The following is a 21,094-nucleotide window of genomic DNA, read 5'->3' as shown; positions in this document are numbered from 1 at the left end:
GTGTGCAAAGTGGGAACATCGGATGCGTTGTGGTCCGCGCTGGACTGTCGTTCACCACGTGAACGTGTCTTCTTGGCCGAAGCTGGTCTCGTGGCTTTGCTCGAGCAAGCGAAGAGTGATGACGCGCGCGCAGCAGCCCTGAAGCTGGCGCGACGTGTTCTGGATGCGTTCCGTGGTAACGCCCCTCTCCCCTCGCGCGTAGTGGATACGCAGGATCTCGGAGACGTGGATCCACAGTGGCGGCTGCTGCATGACCTTGAGCGCGCGCGCGGTGACTACGAATCGGAGTTCGCTCCTGAACCCACCTTTGTAGTGGAGCACGAGCCAGCACACGGCATCTGGCTCCATTTCGCTGGCGTAATCCCGCCTCACGGATGGGTCACTATTAGATTCGACGATCGGCTGTCGCTGCAGGCGATGTACTCCAAGCTGCAGAAAGCATGGCCACGTCTCCGCGCCGCCACCGACATCAAGACCCGAAGGTCTCTGGGTGATCGTAAGCTCGCGCTGGTGAGATTCGTCTGTTTAGAGGCGGCACCAGGGAGCACGTGGAGGGAGCGTACTGAGGTGTGGAATGCACGATATCCGGAGTGGAGCTACCGGGATGCGCTGAAGCTTCAGAACGCGTTTCAGAAGGCCGCGAAGACACTTACCGGGGACGAGAAGGGGCTGCGCTGGTACTACGATCTGAGATTCCGGGAGTCGTGGCGGCCCTGGTTCCTTGATCAGCTCCGAGATCTCTCTGATTCGCTGTCTTGGTTGACGGAATCTGATGTCGACAGACTGCGGAACTACTTAGATCACAAGGGAGGTGAAACGAATGGGCAAGAGAGCGAACGGTGAGGGCAGTCTGTACCAGCGCGGCGACGGCAAGTGGTGCGCGTCTCTCCGCTACGAGGACCCCACCACCGGCGAACGTGGGCGCAAGACGTTCTACGGCAGGACCAAGACCGAGGCCCGCGCCAAGATGAAGGCAGCGCGGGACCGCATCGACGGCGGTGGGCCCGTCCGTGATTCATCGGCCACGGTCGCGCAGTGGCTCGCCGAGTGGCGGCAGACCACGCTCGCGGCCTCCAGCCGGAAGGCGACCACCAAGGCGAACTACGGATGCCTCGCGAAGCGGCACCTCGAGGCGGGCGCTATCGGTGCCGTCAGCCTGGAAAGGCTCAGGCCGGCCGACGTGGAGCGGCTCATCATCGCCCTCCGGGCGCGGGGCCTCTCCGAGGCGACCGTGCAACGCGTGTTCAACGTGCTGCGCATGGCGCTCGCCGATGCGGTACGTGACGGGCTCATGGCCCGCAATCCGGCGGCAGCGATCGCCCAGCCGAAGGTGGCCCGCAAGGAGGCCCGCTTCCTCTCGCAGGACGAGACGAGGCGGATCCTCGAAGCGGCACGCCGCACCCGGTACTACGCGGTGCTTGCCACGATCGCGGCGCTCGGCCTCAGGCGGGGCGAGGCGCTCGCGCTCAGGTGGGCCGACGTGGATCTCGACGCCGGGACAGTGCACGTGCGGGGCACGCTCGCGCGGATCGACGGCGAGCTCGTGGTCACAGAGCCGAAGACGGCCAAGAGCCGCCGCGTGCTCGCGCTGTCGCCCGGGATGGTGCGTCTGCTGAAGGACACCCGCAAGAAGCAGCTCGAGGAGCGCCTGAGGGCCGCGAACATCTGGCAAGAAGGCGGATACGTGTTCACGACGCCCTGCGGCACGCCTTTCGAGCCGCGGAACGTCCTGAGAGCGCTCACGACGGCCGCGGAGCACGCCGGCGTGGAGGGCGCTACAGTGCACACGCTCAGGCACTCGGCGGCCACCATGTGGCTCGAGAACGGCGTCAATCTGAAAGCCGTGAGCGAGCTTCTGGGGCATGCTGATATCCGCATCACGGCGGACGTGTACGGGCACGTGAGCGCCGAGGTGGCACGGGCCGCCGTGACGGCCAGCGCCGCGGCGATCGGGCTCTGAACGAAGGGAGGATGAGCAGTGGCTACACGGGTGGCTACACAGGGCCCGAAAACGAGTGAGAGGCCGGTCCCCGGTTTCCCGAAAAACGGCCCCTCACCTGCGGTTTCCATGGTGGGCGCTAGAGGATTTGAACCTCTGACCCCTTCCGCGTCAAGGAAGTGCTCTCCCCCTGAGCTAAGCGCCCATGGTAGCTGCGAACAGCGACGCCTATTGTAGCAGTCGGCGAGCGATGCGCTAGCCCCCTCTATCAAGGCTGTTGCACGCCGATTCTCGTCCGTGGTAGTCTACCCCCTGCGCGCGGACGTGGCTCAGTTGGTAGAGCACAACCTTGCCAAGGTTGGGGTCGCGGGTTCGAATCCCGTCGTCCGCTCCATCGACACCTCGGAGGTCGGCCCGAAGGGCAGGTATGATGGCCCACGTGGCCGACCTTCTTTGACAACGGATCGACTGCTCCTTTTGAACGGCGACGTGGCCAAGTGGCAAGGCAGGGGCCTGCAAAGCCCTTATCCCCGGTTCGAATCCGGGCGTCGCCTCCAGACCTGACAACGGGCCTGTCCGGACAACCGGGTGGGCCCGTCGTGCTTCAGGCCTGATGATGGCGGCGGTCGGTGCGTTATCATGATGCGCACTATCGCCAGGGCGACCGCGTAGAACAGGGACGATGCAGCAGAGAACCGCATCCATGACCACTGCGACCACCGTACGGCGGATACTGCTCCGTACGGCGTGGTTCGTTCTGGCGTGGATCATCGTCAGCGAGGCCGATCTCGGCTCGCTCGTCATGGGCGTTCCGTTCGCCGTGCTCGCAGCAGTGCTCTCCACTGCGCTCATACGCAGCGACATGCCACGCATCAGTGTCCGGGGAACGCTGCGCTACATCGGTTTCTTCGTCGTCCAATCGGTCCTCGGGGGCATCGATGTGGCCGCGCGGGCGCTGCGCCCCTCCCTTCCGCTCGATCCCGGGTGCATCTGGTATCCGATCCGGATCACCGGCAGGCCGGCGCGGGTCCTGTTCGCAGATACGATCAGCCTGTTGCCGGGCACACTAAGCGCTCGCATGGACGGCGACCGGCTCGAGGTCCATATGCTGGACATGTGCGCGAGATCGATCGAGGGACTCATCGCCCTGGAGGACCGCGTGGGCGCGGTGTTCGGGCAGACACTCGCACCGCGGACTATCGAGGATCTCGCATGAAGATGACGCTCGAGATCCTCGCCATAGTGCTCATCGCCAGCGTGGCGCTCGGCATCTACCGTATCGAGCGAGGGCCCACAGCCGCAGACCGCATGCTCGCACCGATGCTGTTCGGCACTTCGGGGACCGCCCTCACGCTGCTCCTCGCAGAGATCGAGGGCATCCATAGCCTCTACGACGTGGCGCTCGTGTTCGCACTCCTCGGAGCACTCACGACTGTTGCTTTCGTGAAGCGCGCCTGGGGGCCTGACGAATGAGCATCCAGACCGTCCTGGACACCGTGAGCGTGCTCGCTTTCATCGGAAGCGGGTTCTTCTTCGTCGCCGGATCGGTAGGTCTCGTCAGGTTCCCCGACGTCTTCACGCGCCTCCACGCCCTCACCAAGGCCGACAACCTCGGCCTCGGCCTCTTGGTCGTTGGATTGGCGCTCCGCTCCGGTTCATGGACCGCCGCGGCGAAACTGTTCGTCGTGTGGCTGCTCATCGTGTTCACCGGCGCGACCGCCTGCCATCTCGTTGCCAGCGCGGCGCGCGAGAAGGGCATCCAGCCCTGGGTGCGTGAGACCTCATGATGCTCGTCTTCGACATCATGCTCATGGCCGTGATCGTATGGATCGCCCTCGGCTCGCTGTCGCCACGCGGAGTGTACAAGTCGGTGGTCATGTTCGTGGTATTCGGACTGTTCATGGCACTCGGCTGGGTGCGCCTCGGCGCACCTGACGTCGCACTCGCTGAAGCGGCCATCGGCGCAGGGGTCACAGGCGTCATCCTGCTCGACGCCGCAGGCCATCTCCGCCAACGTACGCCGGGGCCGATCCCGGAACGTCACGTCAGGCGCGGCGTCGCCCCTCTACCGCTTCTCGCAAGCGTTATCGTGTTCTTCGTGCTCGCCCTGCTCGTTGTGAACCTGCCTGCCGAGGCGGACGGTCTCGCGCCCCTCATGACGGCGGGAGCCGAGGACAGCGGGATCAAGAACGTGGTCACCGCGGTGCTGCTCGACTTCCGGGGCTATGACACGCTGCTTGAGATCGCGGTGCTGATGCTCGCCACGGTGGCCGTCTTCTCGCTTCGCGACGCGCCCGACATCCTTGGCCGTCGCCTCGCCGGCTTCGCTGGCCCCCTCCTGGGCTCGTTCACCCGCATCGTCACTCCCTTCATGCTCCTGATCGCCGGCCACCTCGTGTGGATCGGCTCGTCCGAGCCGGGAGGAGCGTTCCAGGCGGGAGCGGTCCTGGGGGCAGCGGGGATCCTTCTCGCGCTCTCGGGCTTCGCATCCCCCCGGTGGGCGGGGCGGCGCGTGGTCCGCCTCTCGCTGACTGTGGGGCTGCTCGTATTCATCGCGATCGCCCTGTATCCGCTGTTCCTGGGCGGGACGCTGCTCCAGTACCCCGACGAGACCCGGAAGACACTGATCCTCGCGATGGAGACCTGGCTGACACTGTCCATCGGGGCGAGCCTGGTGAGCCTCTTCATCGCCTCCGCCTCGCCGGGTCCGGACGGTGGGATCGCATGAACCACTACCTCGTGTACGGCCTCGGTGGCGCGCTCATCTTCTCGATCGGCGTCTACGGCATGCTCGCGAGGCCGCATCTCCTGCACAAGGTGGTCGCCGCCAACCTGATGGGAAGCGGCGTCTTCCTGATACTCATCGGTCTCGGCAACCGCGCACAGGGGCGACCCGACCCCGTGCCCCAGGCGATGGTGCTCACCGGCATCGTCGTCACGGTGGCGCTCACCGCCCTCGGCCTGGCCATCGTCAAGCGGTACTACACCGTCACAGGGCTGACCACCCTCGATGACGACCCGCCGGAGGCTGATGCGTGATGAGCATCGCCCACCACCTACCGGCACTCCTGGTCATGACCCCTCTTGCGGGAGCCTCACTCACGTTCGTCACCGAGCGGCGGCGTGACCCGGTCGTCGCGGTCCTGACCGGCCTCACGATACTCGGGCTCTCGATCGGCCTCGTCGTACGGGTGCTCGCGGTGGGGCCCTTCCGCTACGAGATCGGCGGCTGGGGCGCGCCCGTAGGCATCGACCTCGTGGCCGATGGAGCCTCGGCGCTCTTCGTGCTGTTGAGCGCTGTCGTGGGCCTTGCCGTCACCGTCTATGCCACCGACTACTTCCGGGGACCCCGGGCGAGCGTGTACGGTCACGGCATGTTCTGGACGCTGTGGCTGTTCATGTGGACTTCCCTGAACGCCCTGTTCCTCACAGGCGACATCTTCAACGTATATGTGTGCCTTGAACTCGTGGGCATCTCCGCGGTCGCCCTGGTGACGCTCAACGGCGGCTCGCGGGCGCTGCGTGCGGGCGCACGCTACCTCTTCTCCAGCATGCTCGCCGCCATGACCTATCTCTTGGGCGTGGCGATCGTCTACTCGGCCACCGGTAGTCTCGATATGGCTATACTCCGCTCGACCCTCGTGCCTGACCCCGCTGCGGCCACCGGACTCTCGCTCATGGTCGCGGCGCTACTGCTCAAGACCGCCCTCGTGCCCGCGCACTTCTGGCTGCCCTCGGCGCATGGCTCGGCTCCCTCCCCGGTGAGCGCGGTGCTGTCGGCCCTCGTCGTCAAGGGATCCTATTACACGATCCTGCGCCTGATGATCAGTGTCGCACCCCCTGGATTCCTGCCCGGCGTCGACATCGTGCTCGGCGTCCTGGGGGCGACCGCGATCATCTGGGGTTCGCTGCAAGCGCTCGTGCAGACCCGCATAAAGCAGCTCGTCGCCTACTCCACAGTCGCGCAGATCGGCTACTTGTTCATCGTCTTCCCGCTGGCTCGGGCTGGCACCGATGTCTTCCTGCTTGCTCTTGGTGGCGCTCTGTTCCATGCGATCACGCATGCTCTCGCCAAGTCGGGCTTCTTCCTCGCAGCGGGCAGTCTCGCGTCGCGCTTCGGCTATGAGAGGATCGACGAGATGGCGGGGGCCGCCCGTTCCGCCCCGGTGCTGGTGATGACGCTGGCGCTCGCAGGCGTCACGATGATGGGCCTACCGCCGAGCGGCGGTTTCGCGGCCAAGTGGATGCTGGTCTCGGCGGCGCTCTCGGCTGGTCAGTGGTGGTGGGCGCTGGTGCTGGTGACCGGCGGACTGCTTGCGGCCGCGTACATGTTCCGCCTTCTCGGCGTGCTGCTGCGCGACTCCCCCGCGGCGTTGAACCCGCCGTCCGGCGCGATACGCACAGAGTGGGTGCCCCTCTCGCTTGCGGCGGGAGCAGCGCTGCTCGTACTGGCAAGCCCGCTCGTCACCGAGCTCGTCAACGCCAGCGTGCTCGTTCTGGGCCAGGGGGTGACGCCGTGATCGCGTGGCTTCCGGTGCTCGTTCCCGCCGGTGCGGGGGTCGCCACACTGCTTCTCGGCGAGCAGCGTTCGCGCGCCCGCAACGTGGTGAACCTGGGTGCCGCCCTGGCATCCTCGGCTGTTGTGCTCCTCATGGCTCGCGCCGCCTACACGGGTGGAGCGGAGGCGGCTTCGCGCATCGCGATCGTCCCGGGCTTCACGCTGGGGGTGAGCGGCGACCTCCTTGGCCTGCTGTTCTCCGCCGTGGCCACGGTGCTCTGGGGCGTGACGCTCGTGTACGCGATCGGCTACATGGAGCATGCCCGCGACCGTGCACGGTTCTTCGGCTTCTTCGCGTGGTGTATAGCCGCCGCCAACGGTGTCGCTCTCGCCGAGGACCCGGTGAGCCTCTTCATCTTCTACGAGATCCTCACACTCACCACATACCCCCTCGTCGTGCACTCGGGAACACCCGAGGCGCTTGCGGCGGGACGGAAGTACCTCTACTACGCGCTCGGGGGCGGGGCGGCACTGCTGGTGGGTGTGGCGTGGCTTGCCACCATCGCGGGGTCGACGCCGTTCACCCCCGGCGGCGCGCTCGATGCGGTGTCCGGCCGCACCACCGAGCTGCGCGTGATCTTCGGACTCATGGTCGCCGGATTCGGCGTGAAGGCCGCCATCATGCCGCTCCATGGATGGCTTCCCGGCGCGATGGTCGCCCCGGCTCCGGTGAGCTCGCTACTGCACGCGGTGGCCGTGGTGAAGGCGGGTGTCTTCGGCATCGTCCGACTCGTCAACGAGCTCTATGGTCCCGCGCTGAGCACTTCGCTCGGCGTTGCCACCCCGCTCGCCGTTGCCGCCGCTGTCACGATCGTCGTGGCATCGGTCATCGCACTGCGGCAGGACGACCTCAAGAAGCGCCTTGCGTACTCCACCATCGCGCAACTCTCCTACATCACCCTCGGCACCGCACTGTGCACGCCGCTGGCGGCAGCTGGCGCGGTGGCGCATCTGGCGCACCATGCCGTCATGAAGATCACGATGTTCTTCACCGCCGGAAGTCTCGCCGAGACGCTCCACGTCAAGAAGGTAAGCGAGCTCCCGGGTGTGGCCCGGCGCATGCCCGTGACGATGGCGTCGTTCGCCGTAGCAGCGTTCGCGTTGGCGGGCATCCCGCCCCTGGCGGGATTCGCGAGCAAGTGGTTGTTGGGAGCCGGCGCCAGTGAGGGCGGCTCGGTGTGGGCGCTCCTCGTGTACGTATCGAGCGGAGCGCTCGCCATCGGCTACATGTTCCCGATCCTCATTGCATCGATCCGCCCGGGCGAGTTCCCTGAGGCCGCCGGCCCCGAGAGCGATCGCCGCATGATGTGGCCGATCGTCGTGGTCGCCGCGTTGACGATCGCGTTCGGCGTGACCGCCGGTCTTCCCGGATCACCGGCCCACTGGGCGCTCACCGCCATCGCCCCGTCGTTCGGGGGGTGGACGCCATGACGGAGATACTGCCTGCGGGCATCGGCGGCCTGACGTTCGCGCTGGATGATGTGGGCACGTCGTTCATCGCGTTGTTCGCCTTCGTCTGGATCCTGTCGGGCGTCTACGCGTGGTTCACGGTGCCTGCCGATGACCGTGCACGGCTCTTCGTGTACTACCTGCCGGCGGCGGTCGGCGGCATCGCTGTCGCCGCTGCGGCCGACGCGGTCTCGTTCTACCTGTGCTTCGCCCTGATGGCCATCCCCGTCTGGGGCCTCATCGCCCATCCCCGGACTCACGCATCCCGGCGCGCCGCGGCGATCTACCTCACGCTCACCGCGGTGAGCGAGGCGCTCCTGCTCGCAGCGCTCGTCCTCATGGCGACCGAGGCGGACGGCCTCGCACTCACCGCGCTTCGGAGCGCGGTCGGCGGGACGCCTACGGCCGGCTATGTCACCACCCTGCTGCTCCTGTCGCTGGGGCTCAAGATCGGTACGCTCCCGGCGTCGGGCATCCTCCCGGTCATGTACGCACACGGGCCCTCAGGCGCCGCGGCGGCCCTCGCGGGGGCCTCTACGAAGGTCGGCGCCCTTGCGCTCGTTCGGCTGCTCCCCGCAGGCGTCATGCCGGAGGGCTGGACCTCGGCCGTCATGCTCATCGGTTGTGCCACGGCGTTCGGCGCAGCCGTTCTCGGCGTGCTCACCACCACGCCCCGGGCCGTGCTGGGCTACTCAAGCGCAAGCCAGATGGGACTAGTGCTCGTTGCGGCGGCGGCGAGCCTCAGCACACCCGAGGCCATCGGTCTCGCGCACGGCGCTGTCGTGGCCTTCTCGCTCCATCACGGACTCGCAAAGGGCGCGCTCATGCTGGGCGACGATGTCGTGGCACGCCTCTCGGGCCGCGCGCGCACCGTCGCGTTGGCCGCTCTGGCCGTGCCCGCGATATCGCTGGTGGGAGTGCCGCTCTCGAGCGGGTTCGTTGCCAAGTACGCGCTTAAGGACGCCGTGCATGCGCTGCATGGCCCGGTGCCCGAGGCCGTCTACGCGCTCATCCCCTTCACGGCCATCGGCACCGCCGCCCTGATGATCCGCTTCTACCTGCTCGTCCGGCACCGCCCACAGCAGCCGGCCACGCCTGCGCGCATCCCGACCATCTTGTGGGCTGTCATGCTGACCGTGAGTGTCGTCGCGGTGTGGATCTGGCCCGCGCAGTGGAACACCCACGCGATCGAGAGCGCATTCGACGTCGGTTCGATGTGGAGCGCCATATGGCCGGCGCTTGCGGCGATCGCGGGCGCGTACATCCTCCGATTCGCGCCTGGCCGGGTCCGTCGTCTCGCCGGCTCGGTTCCGCCTGGCGACGTGCTGCACACGGCGACCCGCTGGATACGCGGACTCGACGCACTCGTAAGCGCCTCACGGCGGTCCGCACGTGAACCATCGACGGATAGGCGTCGGCGCCTGCGCGATCTGCTCATGTCGACCGAGCGTCGACTGGTGGCGTGGACTACCGCGACCACGCTGTTCGTGGCGCTGGCGATCCTGCTGATCCTGCTCTCGACGCGATAGGGCGCTGTCGGGCATACGGCATCACGAGCGATCCGGATCCCTAGACGCCGTACTTGACCTGGATGCGCTTCGCCTGGTCGAGACGGAAGAGTCCCCTCTCGAGATCCTTGGGATCCGCGATGTTCTCAACGGCCCACTTCAAGATCTCATGGGGTACCAGGGGATAGCGCTTGCGCGCCTCTCTGAGGGTCATGGCCTGTGCTCCTTCTGGTTGCTGCGACTACTGCTGCGACTACTGCTGCTTCTGCCGTACTGGCCTGACACTCAGGATTGTGCGCCGGTGGAGCCAAACCGTCAAGTGCCGGTCGAGGTTGACTGCCATCCGCGACCGTCGGTCAGGATCACCGACCGGTACACGCCACTACAGGCCCAACTCCCCCTCGAGGACATCGAACGTGGTGATCGGCGTCACTCCATGGTCCGCCTTCACGCCGTGCCGGTCGATCAGGACGGCACGCATGCCCAGCGCGGTCGAACCGAGATAGTCGGCGTAATGATGGTCGCCCACATGCGCCGCCTCCTCGGGCTGCACCCCCAGGCGCTCGCAGGCGAGAGCGAAGATGCGTGGATCGGGCTTGTGGAGGCCGACATCGGCGGACCCCACTATGTCGGACAGCACATCGCCAAGGCCAAGGCCCTCAAGAAGGCCTTGCAGCCGCGAGTCCCAGTTGGATATCACGCCCACGGCGAGGCCGCGCTCCCTGAGTCGCTCGAAGGCCGGGCGGACGTCGTCGTACAACGCCCACCTGTCCGGGCGGCCGAACTCGTCGTACACGTGACGCGCGATGGCGACCGCCTCGTTCTCGATACCGAGCTGACGGCACAGCAGCGAGTACATGCCCACCCATACGGACGAGGTGCGCTCCTCGTCGGCCCAGAATCCGTCGTCCTCCGCGTACCGCTCTTCGTAGTACGCGTCCACGAGCGGCATGTACGAATCGATGACCGAGATATCGCGGAAATGCCCGGCACGCTCCAGAACCGAACGACACACCTCCGAGACGCTCGGTGAGGCGTACAGCAGGGTGTTGCCCACGTCGAAGAAGACAGCCCGTAGCGCCGATCCGCTCACGTGAGATACGTCACCACATCGGTATGACGATTGCGCTCATGCGGCTCCTCGGCCCCGTAGCCAAGCACGATCAGCGAGATGATCTCCCACCCCTCGACCATCTTGAACACCGAGCGGAGCCGGTCGCGGATCCAGTGCGGAGAAGAGATGCTGCACGAGCTCAGGCCGAGATCATGGGCGGTCAGGAGCAGGTTCTGGATGGCCGCTCCCACCGATATGGCGTTGTCTCGGTCCACGTTGGGATCCCCCGTGACAGGCGAAGCGACCGCGATGACCACTGGAGCTGAGCCGAGATCCGCGTAGAACCGGGCGGCGTGCTCCACACCCTCGGGGCCGAGTATGTCCAGGTACTCCTCGAGGTAGGCGGTCGTCATGGCCATGACTTCGGCCACCTCTTTGCGGGATTCGCCCACCGACACGTGGAAGTGCCATGGCTGCGTGTTCATGCGGGACGGCGCGTACGTGGCGGCCGTGATGAGTTGGCCGATGAGATCCCTCTCGACCTCGCGCCCATCGAACATCCGTATCGATCGTCTGCCGCGTATGGCCTCAGCCAGCTCCATGACACACCCTTCCGTAGGTTCGCACCCTAAACAGGATACCCGTCCGGAGCGAGCTTCGCACACCCCGGTGTCAGACGACTCACCCTGCCGTCTTACCGAGATGCCTCACCAGCGTGACGGCCGTGCCTCCCCCCGGCAACGGCGAGAACTCCACGTGGTCCATCAGGGCACGCATGAACATCACGCCCCTTCCGGACGATGCGTACGGATCCCCGTTCGAAGAGGACTCCCCGTCGAAGCCGGCCCCCGAGTCCGCTATCACGAGTACCACACGATCATCGTACGCCGTCACCGTGACCGACACGGCATCGTCCTCGCCGTGTGGTGACCCATGACGTATCGCGTTGGAGAGCGCCTCTCCCACAGCGACCCTGATATCGAACGATGCCGACTCGGCGATCTCGAGCGGCTCGAGGACCTCGCATACATCGGCCCTCATGCGTGCGAGAGAGGCCGAGTGGGCAGGAAACGCCATCTCCCTGACCCATAGCGGCTCATCAGGCGCGTCCGAGAGCTCCAGGCCGGAGAGCGCGTCAGCAGCGTCTGCGGCTGCGGTGAGGGTCGGTGCGGCCGTCACAAGGCCCGAGATCTCCAGGATCCGCGAAACGTTGCGGTCCGCCCCGGCAAGCACGAGCGTACCGTCCTTGGGTTGCAGTGCCCGATCTGCCCATACGAGCAGCCCGAGTGCAGAGCTGTCCATGTACGAGACCTTCTGCAGGTCGAGCACCACGTTGAGACAACCCCTGTTCATGACCGACTCAAGCGCGCCCTGCACCTCGGGCACGGTGACCATGTCTATCTCGCCATGGATGCGGACCACGCATGCGCGGCCGTCTCCATGATGGTCCGTGACGATCTTCATCCACACGCTCCCGGGGGTTCCTGCAGGCACAACGGTTCACATTCCACTGCCGGCCTCATCCGTAACATCCGGCCCGGGATCGGGTTCGTATCGGACCACGAGGATCGCGGCGTCATCACGCATCTCGCCTTGGCTGAAGCGCTGCACCATCGACATCAGCCGCTGGGCAACGGCAGACGCCGATCCTCCCGGCCGCAGGGCGCGATGTACTCGGCCCTCTCCGAAGAATCGCGCCTGATCACGGGCCTCGGTGACCCCATCCGTGTAGAGCAGCAGGGTCGACCCGGGAGACAATCGCACCTCCCGCTCCTCCCAGACGCCGTCCGCCACCGCACCGAGCAGCGCACCCGTGGTCCCGAGGCGCTCGATCTCCACCGGATCGCCGTGCCGGAGCAGACCGGCAGGGTGACCACCGTCGACGTACCGGAGAACGCCAGTGGACGTGTCGAGCCGGCCCAGCCAGAGCGTGACGATGCTCGTGGCGTCGCCGGATTCGAGCAGCATGCGGTTCAGCTCCTCCAGGATGCGCGAGGGAGCGAGGCCGGCGGCCACCATGCCCCGGATGGCGTACTTGATCATCGACGTCTTGGTGGCGGCGACGACGCCCTTGCCGCATACGTCACCGATGGAGATAGACACGGTGCCGTCCGGTCCTACGAACAGGTCGTAGTAGTCACCGCCGATGTCCGCGTCGGTTCCTGCCGGCTGGTACACGCTGCCCGTGTCGAGCCCGGGCACCCGCGGAAGCCCCGACGGCAGGATGCTCGCCTGCAGCACCGATGCCACATGGTGCTCCTTGCTGAACAACTCGGCCGTGTCGATCGCCAAGGCGGCCTGAGCCGCGAACGTGCGGAGCAGGTCCATCTCGTCGCTGCTGAACATGCCCGGCTCCTTGGCGAACACCACGAGCACGCCGATGCTGCGACCGCGGGCCAGGAGCGGCACCGCCAGCAGCGATTCGAGGCCCTGCCCCGATGCCGCGTTGAGAAGCCGCGTGTCCGCCTCGGAGATGCGGTCATACCGCTCCGGCTCACGCGTCTCGAAGACCCGGCCCGGCACATCCTCGCCCGGCCGGAACGTGATTTCCAGCATGTCGCGGTGCAGGATGCCGCGCGCCATCGGTATGGAGATCGTCTTGCGCGCCGAGTCGTAGGTCATGAGCATGACCGCATCGGCCGAGAGTATCTTCTGAACCACATCGAGCACGCGGTTGAGCACCACCCGCGTCTGCAGCGACGAGCCGACCGCGTGCGAGATCCTGAAGATGGTCTCAAGATTGTCGGCACGGCTCTTGGCCGCCTGGAACAGATACGCGTTCTCCAGGGCAAGCGACGCCTCGGCGCCGATGGTGCGCGCAAGCCCCATGCGCTTGGTCCCGGGAGGCCGGCGCTCATCGTCCGACGTGCAGACGAGCACAGCGACACAACGCCCCTGACGCATCAGCGGAGTCAGCAGGGCAGAGCGGACGCCCGCCGATCTGAGCGCAGCCTGCACGTCCGGATCGCGCGTGCCGTCCTCCACGTACACTGGCTCCGCCCGCGAGCGATCGCGGTCCACCGCGGACCACACCTGTGACCACACGGCCGCCCCGCCGGGATCGAGATCCCCCGACAAGCCGTACTCTGCGGGTGGATCGAGCAGTGCCACGGCCGATCCGTCGAAGCCGAGCAGCTCGGCCTCCGATGCGGCCACGTATCGGAGCGTCTCCTCCACCCCAACCGGAGAGGCTACCCGCTCGGCGATCTCGCGCAACGCCTCCGCCTCGCGTCGGGAACGGCGCTCGTTCTCAAAGAGGCGCGAGTTCTGCAGAGCCACGGCCGCCTGCGCGATGAAGGAACGCAGCGTCTCCTTCTCGCCCGCAGTGAACGCTCTTCCTTCGTGGCGTACCACGGCTATCGCACCGATGCAGTCGCCTCCCGCCCACAACGGCGCCGCCATACCCACGGTCGCCGTGCGTCCGTGCAGAGCGAACACGGGATCGTCGGGATCGAACACCGCTGAGACCGGCTGCTCGGTGCTCAGGCACTCAGCGATCCAGCCCTCCGCCGGTGCCGGGATCCGCACGTCGTGCCGGCCCGAGAGGCCGCCGCGGACGACCGCCAACTCGAGATCACCGTACTCGCCGAACAGCAGCACATCGACATCGGCCGGATCGAACATGTGCGCCACCGAGGTCGCCACGCCCACTATCACCTGACGGCGGTCGGTCGTCCTGGCGAGCAGTTCGGCAGCGTCGGTCAGCCTGTTGAACCGACGCACGACACCATTGAAGGCATCGAGGAGCCGCCCCACCTCGTCGTGCTCCACGACCTCCTCGGGCTCCAGCCGATCGCCCGCGCCGATCGCGCGTGCGCGCCGCTCGAGTTGCCGCAGCGGCCGCGTGGAGCGGGTGACCACCCAGAGCGCACCCACGAGCGCCACACCAAGCGCGACGATCCACCCCACCAGCCCCGGCCGAAGGGCGGTCCACGTCTCACGCCATACCCGCATCTCCGGCTCGAGCACGGCCACGCTCCACCCCAGGTCCGCCGGTTCCGTGATCCGGGAGTAGGTCCCCACCAGAGGGGCTGAAGCCTCGATGCTCACGACGCCGGTGGCGCCCGTTTCATCCTCGGGCGTGACCTCTACGTCAAGCCCCTCAAGCGAGGAGAGCGGCACACTCGCAAAGAGCAGACCGCCTGCCTCGTCGATCACTGTGGCAAGCGGTGAGCCGGGCAGACTCCCCACCTCGGCCAGCTCCCCGTCGATGAACGACGTGCGCACCCTGGCGGCCAGCACACGGGTACGTTCACCCGGCGTGCGGACCGGCGCGTACGCCCACAGAGCGCCCCTGCTCGTACCCCCCGGGGGCACCCACAACACCGAATCAGTCGCCGAGGAGGCGTCTATCGACCTGAGAGCCCGCAGCGATGCATCGTCAAGCGACTCCGCAGGCCAGGCCACCGGCGTGGCTGTAGGCTCCGCGAGAAGCGCGGCGCCTTCGATGTAGGCGGCATCGCTCAACGCAAGCGAGGAGAGCGCCTGTCGCACCACACGCTCGTCCTCGTCCCGGAGAGCAGGATTCTCAGCGGCCGACCGCATCGTGGCGCGCACGTTGGCGAAACGGCTCCCAAGGCGGGAGATGACGACATCGCCGTAGGCTGCATGCCGTACCGACTCCTGCCGCTGAGCCATGCGGTACACGCCACCGGCCGAGGTACCGATCAGGAGCACCGTGGTGCTCACGACGATCAGCGCCGCAAGCAGCAGCAGCCGGTTGGTGAGAGTGAACCGCTCGCGCGCCTGCACGCCGCCTCCTGCCTGGAACGGACGCCACGGGACCCGGGAATCCATCCTAGAGCACGGTCACCTCAGCGGCAACGCGGGCTTCAGCCACCGACCTTGGGGATGAACATCGAGAGCCACCCCACGACCGGTCCGATCCACCCGGTCAGGATCAGCAGTCCGAGGGTCATCAGCACGACGCCGGCGATGCGGTTGATCATCAGAGCGTGCCGGTTGAGCCAGTTGAGCACCGGCTTGACCTTGCCCAACAGCAGCGCCACCAGCACGAACGGTACGCCCAGGCCGATCGAGTACACGCCCAGAAGCAGGGCGCCACGGCCCGCCTCGGCGCTGTTGGCAGCGACCATGAGGATGGAGCCCAGCACCGGACCCACGCACGGCGACCAGCCGAATGCGAATGCCATACCCATCACGAGTGCGGCAAGCCCGCCGAACCGCTTGGCCTTGTGCATCTCGAACCGCGCCTCGCCATAGAGCCACGGCACTTTGATGATGCCGAGCATGAAGAACCCGAGCAGCATGATGATGCCCCCGGCGACCTTCTCGAGCACCGAGCTGTACTGGCTCAGGAAGGAGCCCACAACCGACGCGGACGCGCCAAGGGCCACGAAGACGATGCTGAAACCGAGAACGAACAGCAGCGATGGGATGAGGACCTGCGACGTCTTTCGCTCAGAAGAGGTCAACTCCGCGGATGTCATGCCGGTCATGAACGCGACATACCCGGGGATCAACGGCAGGACGCATGGTGAGAGGAACGTGATGAATCCGGCGCCCAGCGCCGCGAACAGCGAAGCGGTCTCGCTCACGGGATCGGCTCCCTTCGGGGCGGGATGTGGAGCACTTCACTTATACCCCGTGGGGGTATTGCTCGTCCACCCCGGAGGGATCAGTCCCCAGCGAGCTCCGCCCCGTATCCGGCCTTCACGATCGCCTCGACGATCTGCTCAGGGTCGAGAACGCTGTCATCATAGGTGACCTCGGTGATCCCCGTGCGATGATCCGAAACGACGGCCTCGACGCCGTCGATACCGCCCACATCCATCTGGATCAGCATCGAGCACGAGTGGCAGTGCATGCCCGTCGTCACGAACCGCTGTGTGGTGGTCATGAGCCGACCTCGCTTCCATCGATCCGTCTGCCGCTCTCAAGCATCGCGCCACAGTAGGGACACATGCGCCACGCGCCGTAGACCTCATGACCGCACGAACCGCACGCGTGCCGCTCCGTGCGCTCGTCAAGCCCGTCCGACCCGGTCCTGCGCTGCCGCATGAGCGCCCGCCCGGCAACCGCCAGGACGATGAGCGACGTGGCGATGGTGCTGCCGCTGAAGGGGGTGAGTACCGCGCAGCCGGCGTGCTCCGACGCATGATTCACGGCTGACACGGTTGCCACGGTGACGGCGAGCAGAGCGACAGCTGCAAGGGCGACCACTTTGTAGGTACGCAGATGCTTCACAGGGTTGCTCCAGCGAGTCGCTCGGCCGTACGTCGCCCGAGGTGCAAGCGACGTGCCAAGGACGCGCATCCGCATCCACAACGTGACCTGCATCCCGGGATCACAGGCCGTACCGCTCCATCCTCACCTCGAGGGTCTTGGTGGTGAGCCCCAGCAGCTTCGCCGCTTTGGGGACGTTGCCCCCCGCTCGCTCCAGCGCCTGACGGATGAAGTCGAGCTCGGTCTCCTCCAGGTCGAGACCGTCCTCGGGGAGGACGAAGCACCGCGTGCCCGCCCCCGCAAGGCCGACGCCGGCACGCACCTCGGCGGGCAGGTCCTCCGCCTCGATCACATCGCTGTGGGACAGGATCGTCACCCGCTCCATGGTGTTCTCGAGCTCCCGCACGTTGCCGGGCCACTGATAGGCGACGAGCGCCTCCATGGCCTGCGGTGAGATGGTGCGCTCTCCGGCACCGAACTTCTCCAGGAAGTGGGCGACAAGCGGCGGTATGTCCGCCTGCCGCTTCCGGAGCGGCGGGATGGTGAGCGGCACCACGTTCAGCCGGTAGAAGAGGTCCTCGCGGAAGGCGCCTTCAGCGATCAGCTGCTGCAGGTCGCGATTGGTCGCGGCCACGACCCGCACATCGACTTCGATACTGCGGGTCCCGCCGAGGCGCTCGAAGGTGCGCTCCTGCAGCACGCGCAAGAGCTTCACCTGCACCGCCGCAGTGATGTCGCCGATCTCATCGAGGAACAGGGTGCCGCCGTTGGCCATCTCGAAACGTCCCGGCTTGGCGGTCGTGGCGCCCGTGAACGCACCCTTCTCATAACCGAAGAGCTCGCTCTCGAGCAGCGTCTCCGGCAACGCCCCTGCGCTGATCGAGATGAACGGCTTGGCCGACCGTCCCGAGAGACGGTGAAGCGCTCGGGCGACGAGCTCCTTACCGGTGCCCGACTCGCCGTAGACCATGACGGTGGCGTTCGTCGGCGCCACCTTCTCGATCGTGCCGAGGAGTTCGAGCATGGTGGGGTCGGCGGCCACGATGCCCTCGATGTCCCAGTCCCGATCGAGCTCGGCCCGCAGCCGGTCCACCTCGGCAGCGAGCGCCTCCACCCTGAGCGCCTTCTCGATACCCAGCTTCAGTTCGTCCAGGTCGAACGGCTTGGTGAGGTACTCGTTGGCGCCAGCCTTCATCGCCTCTACAGCCGTCTGCACATTGCCATGCGCCGTGAGCATGATCACGGGGAACCGATGACCCTTCGCGCGCAGCCGCCGGAGCACCTCCATGCCGTCGGGCGCGGGCATCTTGTGATCGAGGATGAGCAGCCCCGGCTCCTGCTCCGCTATAGCCGACAGCGCCTCCTTGCCGTCGACCGCCTCCACCACCTCGTAGCCCTCCGCCTCGAGCGCCTGGCTCAGCACCCATCTCATGTTCTTCTCGTCGTCGGCTATCAGCACACGACCATTCATCGGCTTTCCCCTCTCTCCTTCGCAACCGGGAGGGCCACGGTGAACGTGGTCCCCGCACCCGGTGCGCTCGCGACCTCGATGTGGCCCCCGTGTTGGTCGATGATGCGATGCACGATGGTGAGCCCGAGGCCGGTACCGCCGTCGCGCGTGGAGAAGAACGGGTCGAACACCTTCTCCATGACCTCCGGGGCCATCCCGGGACCCGAGTCGGCGACCGAGATGTACACGTCGCGCGCGTCGTCGTAGGCGGTGACACGGATCGTGCCACCGGTCTCGCCCATGGCCTGTACGGCGTTGGAGACGAGATTGACGAGCACCTGCTTGAGCTGGTCCGCGTCGGCCATCACGGGTGACAGGCCCTCGGCGCGCTCCACCTCGATCGCCACGCTGGCCTCACGCGCGAACCGCCGGGTGAAGAGGACCACGTCGTCCAGCACGGCGCCCACGTCTGTCGGACGCAGCGCAGGAGCCGAGGGGCGCCCGAAGTCGAGGAGCGCCTTGATCACGTGGTCGAGGCGGTCGATCTCCTGCTTGATGACGCGGGTGACCTCGGCCATGCGTTTGGGGTCCCCGCCCGACTCCTCTACCAGCTGCACCGACGCCTTGATGATCCCAAGCGGGTTGCGCACCTCATGCGCCACGCCTGCCGTCAGCTCGCCCATCGCCGCAAGCCGATCGGCGCGGATCAGCTGGTCGGTGAGCGCGCGCACCTCGGAGACGTCTTCGATGCTCACCACCGCGCCGAGAACCCGCCCCTGGTCGTCCCTCATGCGCGCGATGGACACGCGCGCGTGCAACGTCTTGCCGCTCATGGTCTCCAGCGTCGTCTCGCTCACGAGCCTGTCGGCGATACCCCGCAGGACGTGGCGCAACGCGGCGTCGAGACCGCCGCCGTCCCTGAACAACGCGCCCAGCCGCCTGGGCACCATCTCGTCCTCGCTCATGCCGAGCGCACGCTCAGCGGCACTGTTGACGGTCGCCACCGAGCCGTCGGGGCCTACTGTGATGACCCCCGACGTGATCGACTGCAGGATGGCCTGCATGTAGTGCTGGATCGTGACGAGCTGAATCGCCCGTTCCTCCAGCGTGTGGTAGGCGTCCTCGAGCTCGAGGCTGACACGCCGGAGGTCGAAGGCCTTGCGCTCGTCGAGGTCGCGCAACCATCCGAACAGGAAGCCGACCGCGAGGAACATCACCATCTCGTACAGGTTGTCGACGTGAGGACCCACGAGTCCGCCCATGGACGTGTGGGCATGCGGACCGAACAGCAGTGACGCGGCAACGGCCACGATGAGGCCCCCGCGCCATCCGAACACGAAACCGGCGTAGATGATCGGCACGTAGTAGAGCTTGCGGTACAGCAGGTGTACCGACATCATCTCAGGGGCGCTCGTGGTGAACAGGTGCAGCGCAGTCACCATGGCGAGGAGCAGGACGATCAGCACCACATCGTGCCGCACCGCCTCACCCGGCCGCGTGACACGCCGTTCGTGTCCGGATCCCCGCCCGCGCATGATCATCGCCGCTTTCTCGCCCACGAAGGCTCGACCCCGAGCTCCTCCCGGTACTTGGCCACCGTCCGCCGCGCCACGTCCACTCCCTGTTCCGAGAGGGCGTCGGCGAGACGCTGGTCCGACATCGGCTTCTCCGGGTCCTCGGCCTCAAGGAGCTCCTTCAGGCGCTTCTTGACGGTGGTGGCGGCCACGTCCATCCCTGTCGAGGTGCGGTAGCCCCCCGAGAAGAAGTGTTTGAGCTCGAACAGCCCGTACGGAGTAGCCATGTACTTGCCGGTCACGCCCCTGCTCACCGTGGAGAGGTGGACGCCCAGCTCCACCGCCACGTCCTCGAGGCGCAGCGGGCGCAGATCACCCTGCCCGTCCTCGAAGAAGTCGCGCTGCACTTCGAGCACGATCTCGGCGATCCGGCTTACCGTGTCCCGCCGCCGGTCCACGTTGCGCATGAAGCTCTCAGCCTGACGGACCTTGTCCTTGAGATAGCGACGGGTCTCGTCGTCTGCCGATGAGTCGGAGCGCAGCAGCGAGCGATAGCGCGAGTTCACGCGCAGCCCTGGCACCGCCTCGGTGTTGGGCAGCACGAGCCACTCGTCGTCGAATCGTCTGACGGTCACATCCGGCACCACGTACGCCGGCGCCGAACCGGGCGAGAACGCGCCCGCCGGCCGGGGGTTCAGGGTCCGGAGCATCTCGACCGTCTCCCGCACCGACGCCTCATCGCTTCCCAATGCGCGCGCGATCTTCTTGTACCGGCTCGCAGCCACGTCATCGAGATGGCCGTCGACCGTCGCGAGCAGAAGCGGCGTGTCGAGCCCCACCGTCTCAGCCTGTATGCGCAAGGCCTCCGGTACGGACCGGGCGCCCACGCCCGGGGGATCCAGCTGCTGGACGACCCCCAGCGCCTGCACCGCGACCTCGAGCGTGACTCCGGCGATCGCGGCGATCTCGTCCTCGGTCCCCACGAAGAAGCCATCGCCATCCAGCGATCCGATCACCGCCTTGGCGGCGACCTCGAGGTCGTCATCGATATCCATCATCGCGAGCTGCTCGAGAAGGTACTCCGTGAACGACACCACACCGCCCACGAACTCCTCTGTGTTCACATCATCGGCCACGGGCTCGCGCGTGGAGGGACCGTCCATCCGCTCGAGCTCCTCGTACTGGTCGAGCCACTCGTCCCAGGCCCGCTCCTCCTCGGAGGTCTCGAGCCGCTCCTCGCTCTCGACGGACTCGTAGTCATCCTCCTCCACCTCGAGGACGGGATTCTCCAGGATCTCGTTCTCGATGAGCGTGTGAAGCTCCGCCACGGGCATGGCGAGGATGCTCAGCCCCTGGTAGACCTGGGGTGAGAGGGTGACTTTCTGCCGTAGCTCTGGGTGTTGGGTGAGGTCCATGGGGCCCCCGCGGGTCGGCGC

21 protein-coding genes and 3 tRNA genes are annotated in these 21,094 nt (G+C 66.8%); 12 read left to right on the top strand and 12 right to left on the bottom strand.

Features of this window, described 5'->3' with window-relative positions:
- The first annotated feature begins 9 nt into the window (after positions 1-9).
- A complete protein-coding gene (locus tag MSB02_RS00350) occupies positions 10-843 on the top strand; it encodes a hypothetical protein (RefSeq protein ID WP_267193238.1) in 834 nt (277 codons plus the stop codon).
- Complete coding sequence (locus tag MSB02_RS00345; protein ID WP_267193237.1) at positions 821-1,960, top strand: tyrosine-type recombinase/integrase; 1,140 nt, start codon at positions 821-823, stop codon at positions 1,958-1,960. Before MSB02_RS00350 ends, MSB02_RS00345 begins: the two co-directional genes overlap by 23 nt.
- Positions 1,961-2,069: 109 nt before the next feature.
- On the opposite strand, the gene MSB02_RS00340 is transcribed toward MSB02_RS00345, so the two are convergent.
- Positions 2,070-2,144, bottom strand: a tRNA-Val gene (locus MSB02_RS00340).
- Positions 2,145-2,257: 113 nt separating this feature from the next.
- Between MSB02_RS00340 and MSB02_RS00335 the strand changes: the two genes are divergently transcribed.
- The 10 genes from MSB02_RS00335 (at position 2,258) to MSB02_RS00290 (ending at position 9,475) form a co-directional block, all read left to right on the top strand.
- A tRNA-Gly gene (locus tag MSB02_RS00335) sits at positions 2,258-2,333 on the top strand.
- An 89-nt stretch (positions 2,334-2,422) separates the two neighbouring features.
- Positions 2,423-2,496 (top strand) — tRNA-Cys (locus MSB02_RS00330).
- 146 nt (positions 2,497-2,642) lie between these two features.
- Positions 2,643-3,155: a Na+/H+ antiporter subunit E gene (locus MSB02_RS00325; protein ID WP_267193236.1), complete on the top strand. Its 513-nt coding sequence runs from the start codon at positions 2,643-2,645 to the stop codon at positions 3,153-3,155.
- The gene (locus MSB02_RS00320; protein WP_267193235.1) at positions 3,152-3,412 is read left to right on the top strand and encodes a monovalent cation/H+ antiporter complex subunit F; all 261 of its coding nucleotides are present in this window, start codon (positions 3,152-3,154) and stop codon (positions 3,410-3,412) included. Before MSB02_RS00325 ends, MSB02_RS00320 begins: the two co-directional genes overlap by 4 nt.
- A complete protein-coding gene (gene mnhG, locus MSB02_RS00315) occupies positions 3,409-3,726 on the top strand; it encodes a monovalent cation/H(+) antiporter subunit G (protein WP_267193234.1) in 318 nt (105 codons plus the stop codon). Before MSB02_RS00320 ends, mnhG begins: the two co-directional genes overlap by 4 nt.
- Positions 3,723-4,667, top strand: coding sequence for a hydrogen gas-evolving membrane-bound hydrogenase subunit E (gene mbhE / locus MSB02_RS00310; protein ID WP_267193233.1), 945 nt, complete (start codon positions 3,723-3,725; stop codon positions 4,665-4,667). Before mnhG ends, mbhE begins: the two co-directional genes overlap by 4 nt.
- Positions 4,664-4,978, top strand: coding sequence for a sodium:proton antiporter (locus MSB02_RS00305; RefSeq protein WP_267193232.1), 315 nt, complete (start codon positions 4,664-4,666; stop codon positions 4,976-4,978). Before mbhE ends, MSB02_RS00305 begins: the two co-directional genes overlap by 4 nt.
- On the top strand, positions 4,978-6,459 hold the full coding sequence (locus MSB02_RS00300) for a complex I subunit 5 family protein (protein ID WP_267193231.1): 1,482 nt from the start codon (positions 4,978-4,980) through the stop codon (positions 6,457-6,459). The genes MSB02_RS00305 and MSB02_RS00300 overlap by 1 nt, the downstream gene beginning before the upstream one ends.
- The gene (locus MSB02_RS00295) at positions 6,456-7,928 is read left to right on the top strand and encodes a complex I subunit 5 family protein (RefSeq protein ID WP_267193230.1); all 1,473 of its coding nucleotides are present in this window, start codon (positions 6,456-6,458) and stop codon (positions 7,926-7,928) included. The genes MSB02_RS00300 and MSB02_RS00295 overlap by 4 nt, the downstream gene beginning before the upstream one ends.
- Positions 7,925-9,475, top strand: a complete 1,551-nt coding sequence (locus tag MSB02_RS00290) for a proton-conducting transporter transmembrane domain-containing protein (RefSeq protein WP_267193229.1) — start codon at positions 7,925-7,927, stop codon at positions 9,473-9,475. Before MSB02_RS00295 ends, MSB02_RS00290 begins: the two co-directional genes overlap by 4 nt.
- Before the next feature lie 40 nt (positions 9,476-9,515).
- Here MSB02_RS00290 and MSB02_RS00285 read toward each other — a convergent pair whose 3' ends face one another.
- From MSB02_RS00285 to rpoN, 11 genes are all read right to left on the bottom strand, one after another.
- Complete coding sequence (locus tag MSB02_RS00285) at positions 9,516-9,668, bottom strand: hypothetical protein (protein ID WP_267193228.1); 153 nt, start codon at positions 9,666-9,668, stop codon at positions 9,516-9,518.
- Between the two features lie 168 nt (positions 9,669-9,836).
- Positions 9,837-10,547 (bottom strand): HAD family hydrolase, encoded by a 711-nt coding sequence (locus tag MSB02_RS00280; protein ID WP_267193227.1) that lies wholly within the window; start codon positions 10,545-10,547, stop codon positions 9,837-9,839.
- Complete coding sequence (locus MSB02_RS00275) at positions 10,544-11,110, bottom strand: nitroreductase family protein (RefSeq protein ID WP_267193226.1); 567 nt, start codon at positions 11,108-11,110, stop codon at positions 10,544-10,546. The genes MSB02_RS00280 and MSB02_RS00275 overlap by 4 nt, the downstream gene beginning before the upstream one ends.
- A 79-nt stretch (positions 11,111-11,189) precedes the next feature.
- Positions 11,190-11,972 (bottom strand): anti-sigma factor antagonist, encoded by a 783-nt coding sequence (locus MSB02_RS00270; RefSeq protein ID WP_267193225.1) that lies wholly within the window; start codon positions 11,970-11,972, stop codon positions 11,190-11,192.
- A 36-nt stretch (positions 11,973-12,008) separates the two neighbouring features.
- Positions 12,009-15,305: a GAF domain-containing SpoIIE family protein phosphatase gene (locus MSB02_RS00265; protein WP_267193224.1), complete on the bottom strand. Its 3,297-nt coding sequence runs from the start codon at positions 15,303-15,305 to the stop codon at positions 12,009-12,011.
- Between the two features lie 35 nt (positions 15,306-15,340).
- The gene (locus MSB02_RS00260) at positions 15,341-16,066 is read right to left on the bottom strand and encodes a cytochrome c biogenesis CcdA family protein (protein ID WP_267193223.1); all 726 of its coding nucleotides are present in this window, start codon (positions 16,064-16,066) and stop codon (positions 15,341-15,343) included.
- Positions 16,067-16,146: 80 nt separating this feature from the next.
- The gene (locus tag MSB02_RS00255; RefSeq protein ID WP_267193222.1) at positions 16,147-16,368 is read right to left on the bottom strand and encodes a heavy-metal-associated domain-containing protein; all 222 of its coding nucleotides are present in this window, start codon (positions 16,366-16,368) and stop codon (positions 16,147-16,149) included.
- A complete protein-coding gene (locus MSB02_RS00250) occupies positions 16,365-16,715 on the bottom strand; it encodes a hypothetical protein (protein ID WP_267193221.1) in 351 nt (116 codons plus the stop codon). The genes MSB02_RS00255 and MSB02_RS00250 overlap by 4 nt, the downstream gene beginning before the upstream one ends.
- A gap of 100 nt (positions 16,716-16,815) precedes the next feature.
- Positions 16,816-18,165, bottom strand: coding sequence for a sigma-54-dependent transcriptional regulator (locus MSB02_RS00245; protein WP_267193220.1), 1,350 nt, complete (start codon positions 18,163-18,165; stop codon positions 16,816-16,818).
- Positions 18,162-19,703, bottom strand: coding sequence for a two-component system sensor histidine kinase NtrB (locus tag MSB02_RS00240; protein ID WP_267193219.1), 1,542 nt, complete (start codon positions 19,701-19,703; stop codon positions 18,162-18,164). The genes MSB02_RS00245 and MSB02_RS00240 overlap by 4 nt, the downstream gene beginning before the upstream one ends.
- Complete coding sequence (gene rpoN, locus MSB02_RS00235) at positions 19,682-21,073, bottom strand: RNA polymerase factor sigma-54 (RefSeq protein ID WP_267193218.1); 1,392 nt, start codon at positions 21,071-21,073, stop codon at positions 19,682-19,684. The genes MSB02_RS00240 and rpoN overlap by 22 nt, the downstream gene beginning before the upstream one ends.
- Positions 21,074-21,094 lie beyond the last annotated feature (21 nt).

The sequence above is a fragment of the Anaerosoma tenue genome, from assembly GCF_023161965.1.
GTDB classification, from domain to species: Bacteria; Actinomycetota; Coriobacteriia; order Anaerosomatales; family Anaerosomataceae; genus Anaerosoma; species Anaerosoma tenue.
Note: the sequence above shows the minus strand (reverse complement) of the source record. Positions and strands in the feature narration are given on the sequence as shown.

Excerpts from the sequence above, each read along its gene's own strand:
- MSB02_RS00255 (WP_267193222.1), bottom strand. The coding sequence starts at position 16,368 with ATGACCACCACACAGCGGTTCGTGACGACGGGCATGCACTGCCACTCG.
- MSB02_RS00320 (WP_267193235.1), top strand. The coding sequence starts at position 3,152 with ATGAAGATGACGCTCGAGATCCTCGCCATAGTGCTCATCGCCAGCGTG.
- MSB02_RS00305 (WP_267193232.1), top strand. The coding sequence starts at position 4,664 with ATGAACCACTACCTCGTGTACGGCCTCGGTGGCGCGCTCATCTTCTCG.
- MSB02_RS00325 (WP_267193236.1), top strand. The coding sequence starts at position 2,643 with ATGACCACTGCGACCACCGTACGGCGGATACTGCTCCGTACGGCGTGG.
- MSB02_RS00285 (WP_267193228.1), bottom strand. The coding sequence starts at position 9,668 with ATGACCCTCAGAGAGGCGCGCAAGCGCTATCCCCTGGTACCCCATGAG.
- rpoN (WP_267193218.1), bottom strand. The coding sequence starts at position 21,073 with ATGGACCTCACCCAACACCCAGAGCTACGGCAGAAAGTCACCCTCTCA.
- MSB02_RS00245 (WP_267193220.1), bottom strand. The coding sequence starts at position 18,165 with ATGAATGGTCGTGTGCTGATAGCCGACGACGAGAAGAACATGAGATGG.
- MSB02_RS00300 (WP_267193231.1), top strand. The coding sequence starts at position 4,978 with ATGAGCATCGCCCACCACCTACCGGCACTCCTGGTCATGACCCCTCTT.
- MSB02_RS00275 (WP_267193226.1), bottom strand. The coding sequence starts at position 11,110 with ATGGAGCTGGCTGAGGCCATACGCGGCAGACGATCGATACGGATGTTC.
- MSB02_RS00290 (WP_267193229.1), top strand. The coding sequence starts at position 7,925 with ATGACGGAGATACTGCCTGCGGGCATCGGCGGCCTGACGTTCGCGCTG.
- MSB02_RS00265 (WP_267193224.1), bottom strand. The coding sequence starts at position 15,305 with ATGGATTCCCGGGTCCCGTGGCGTCCGTTCCAGGCAGGAGGCGGCGTG.
- mnhG (WP_267193234.1), top strand. The coding sequence starts at position 3,409 with ATGAGCATCCAGACCGTCCTGGACACCGTGAGCGTGCTCGCTTTCATC.
- MSB02_RS00345 (WP_267193237.1), top strand. The coding sequence starts at position 821 with ATGGGCAAGAGAGCGAACGGTGAGGGCAGTCTGTACCAGCGCGGCGAC.
- mbhE (WP_267193233.1), top strand. The coding sequence starts at position 3,723 with ATGATGCTCGTCTTCGACATCATGCTCATGGCCGTGATCGTATGGATC.
- MSB02_RS00270 (WP_267193225.1), bottom strand. The coding sequence starts at position 11,972 with ATGAAGATCGTCACGGACCATCATGGAGACGGCCGCGCATGCGTGGTC.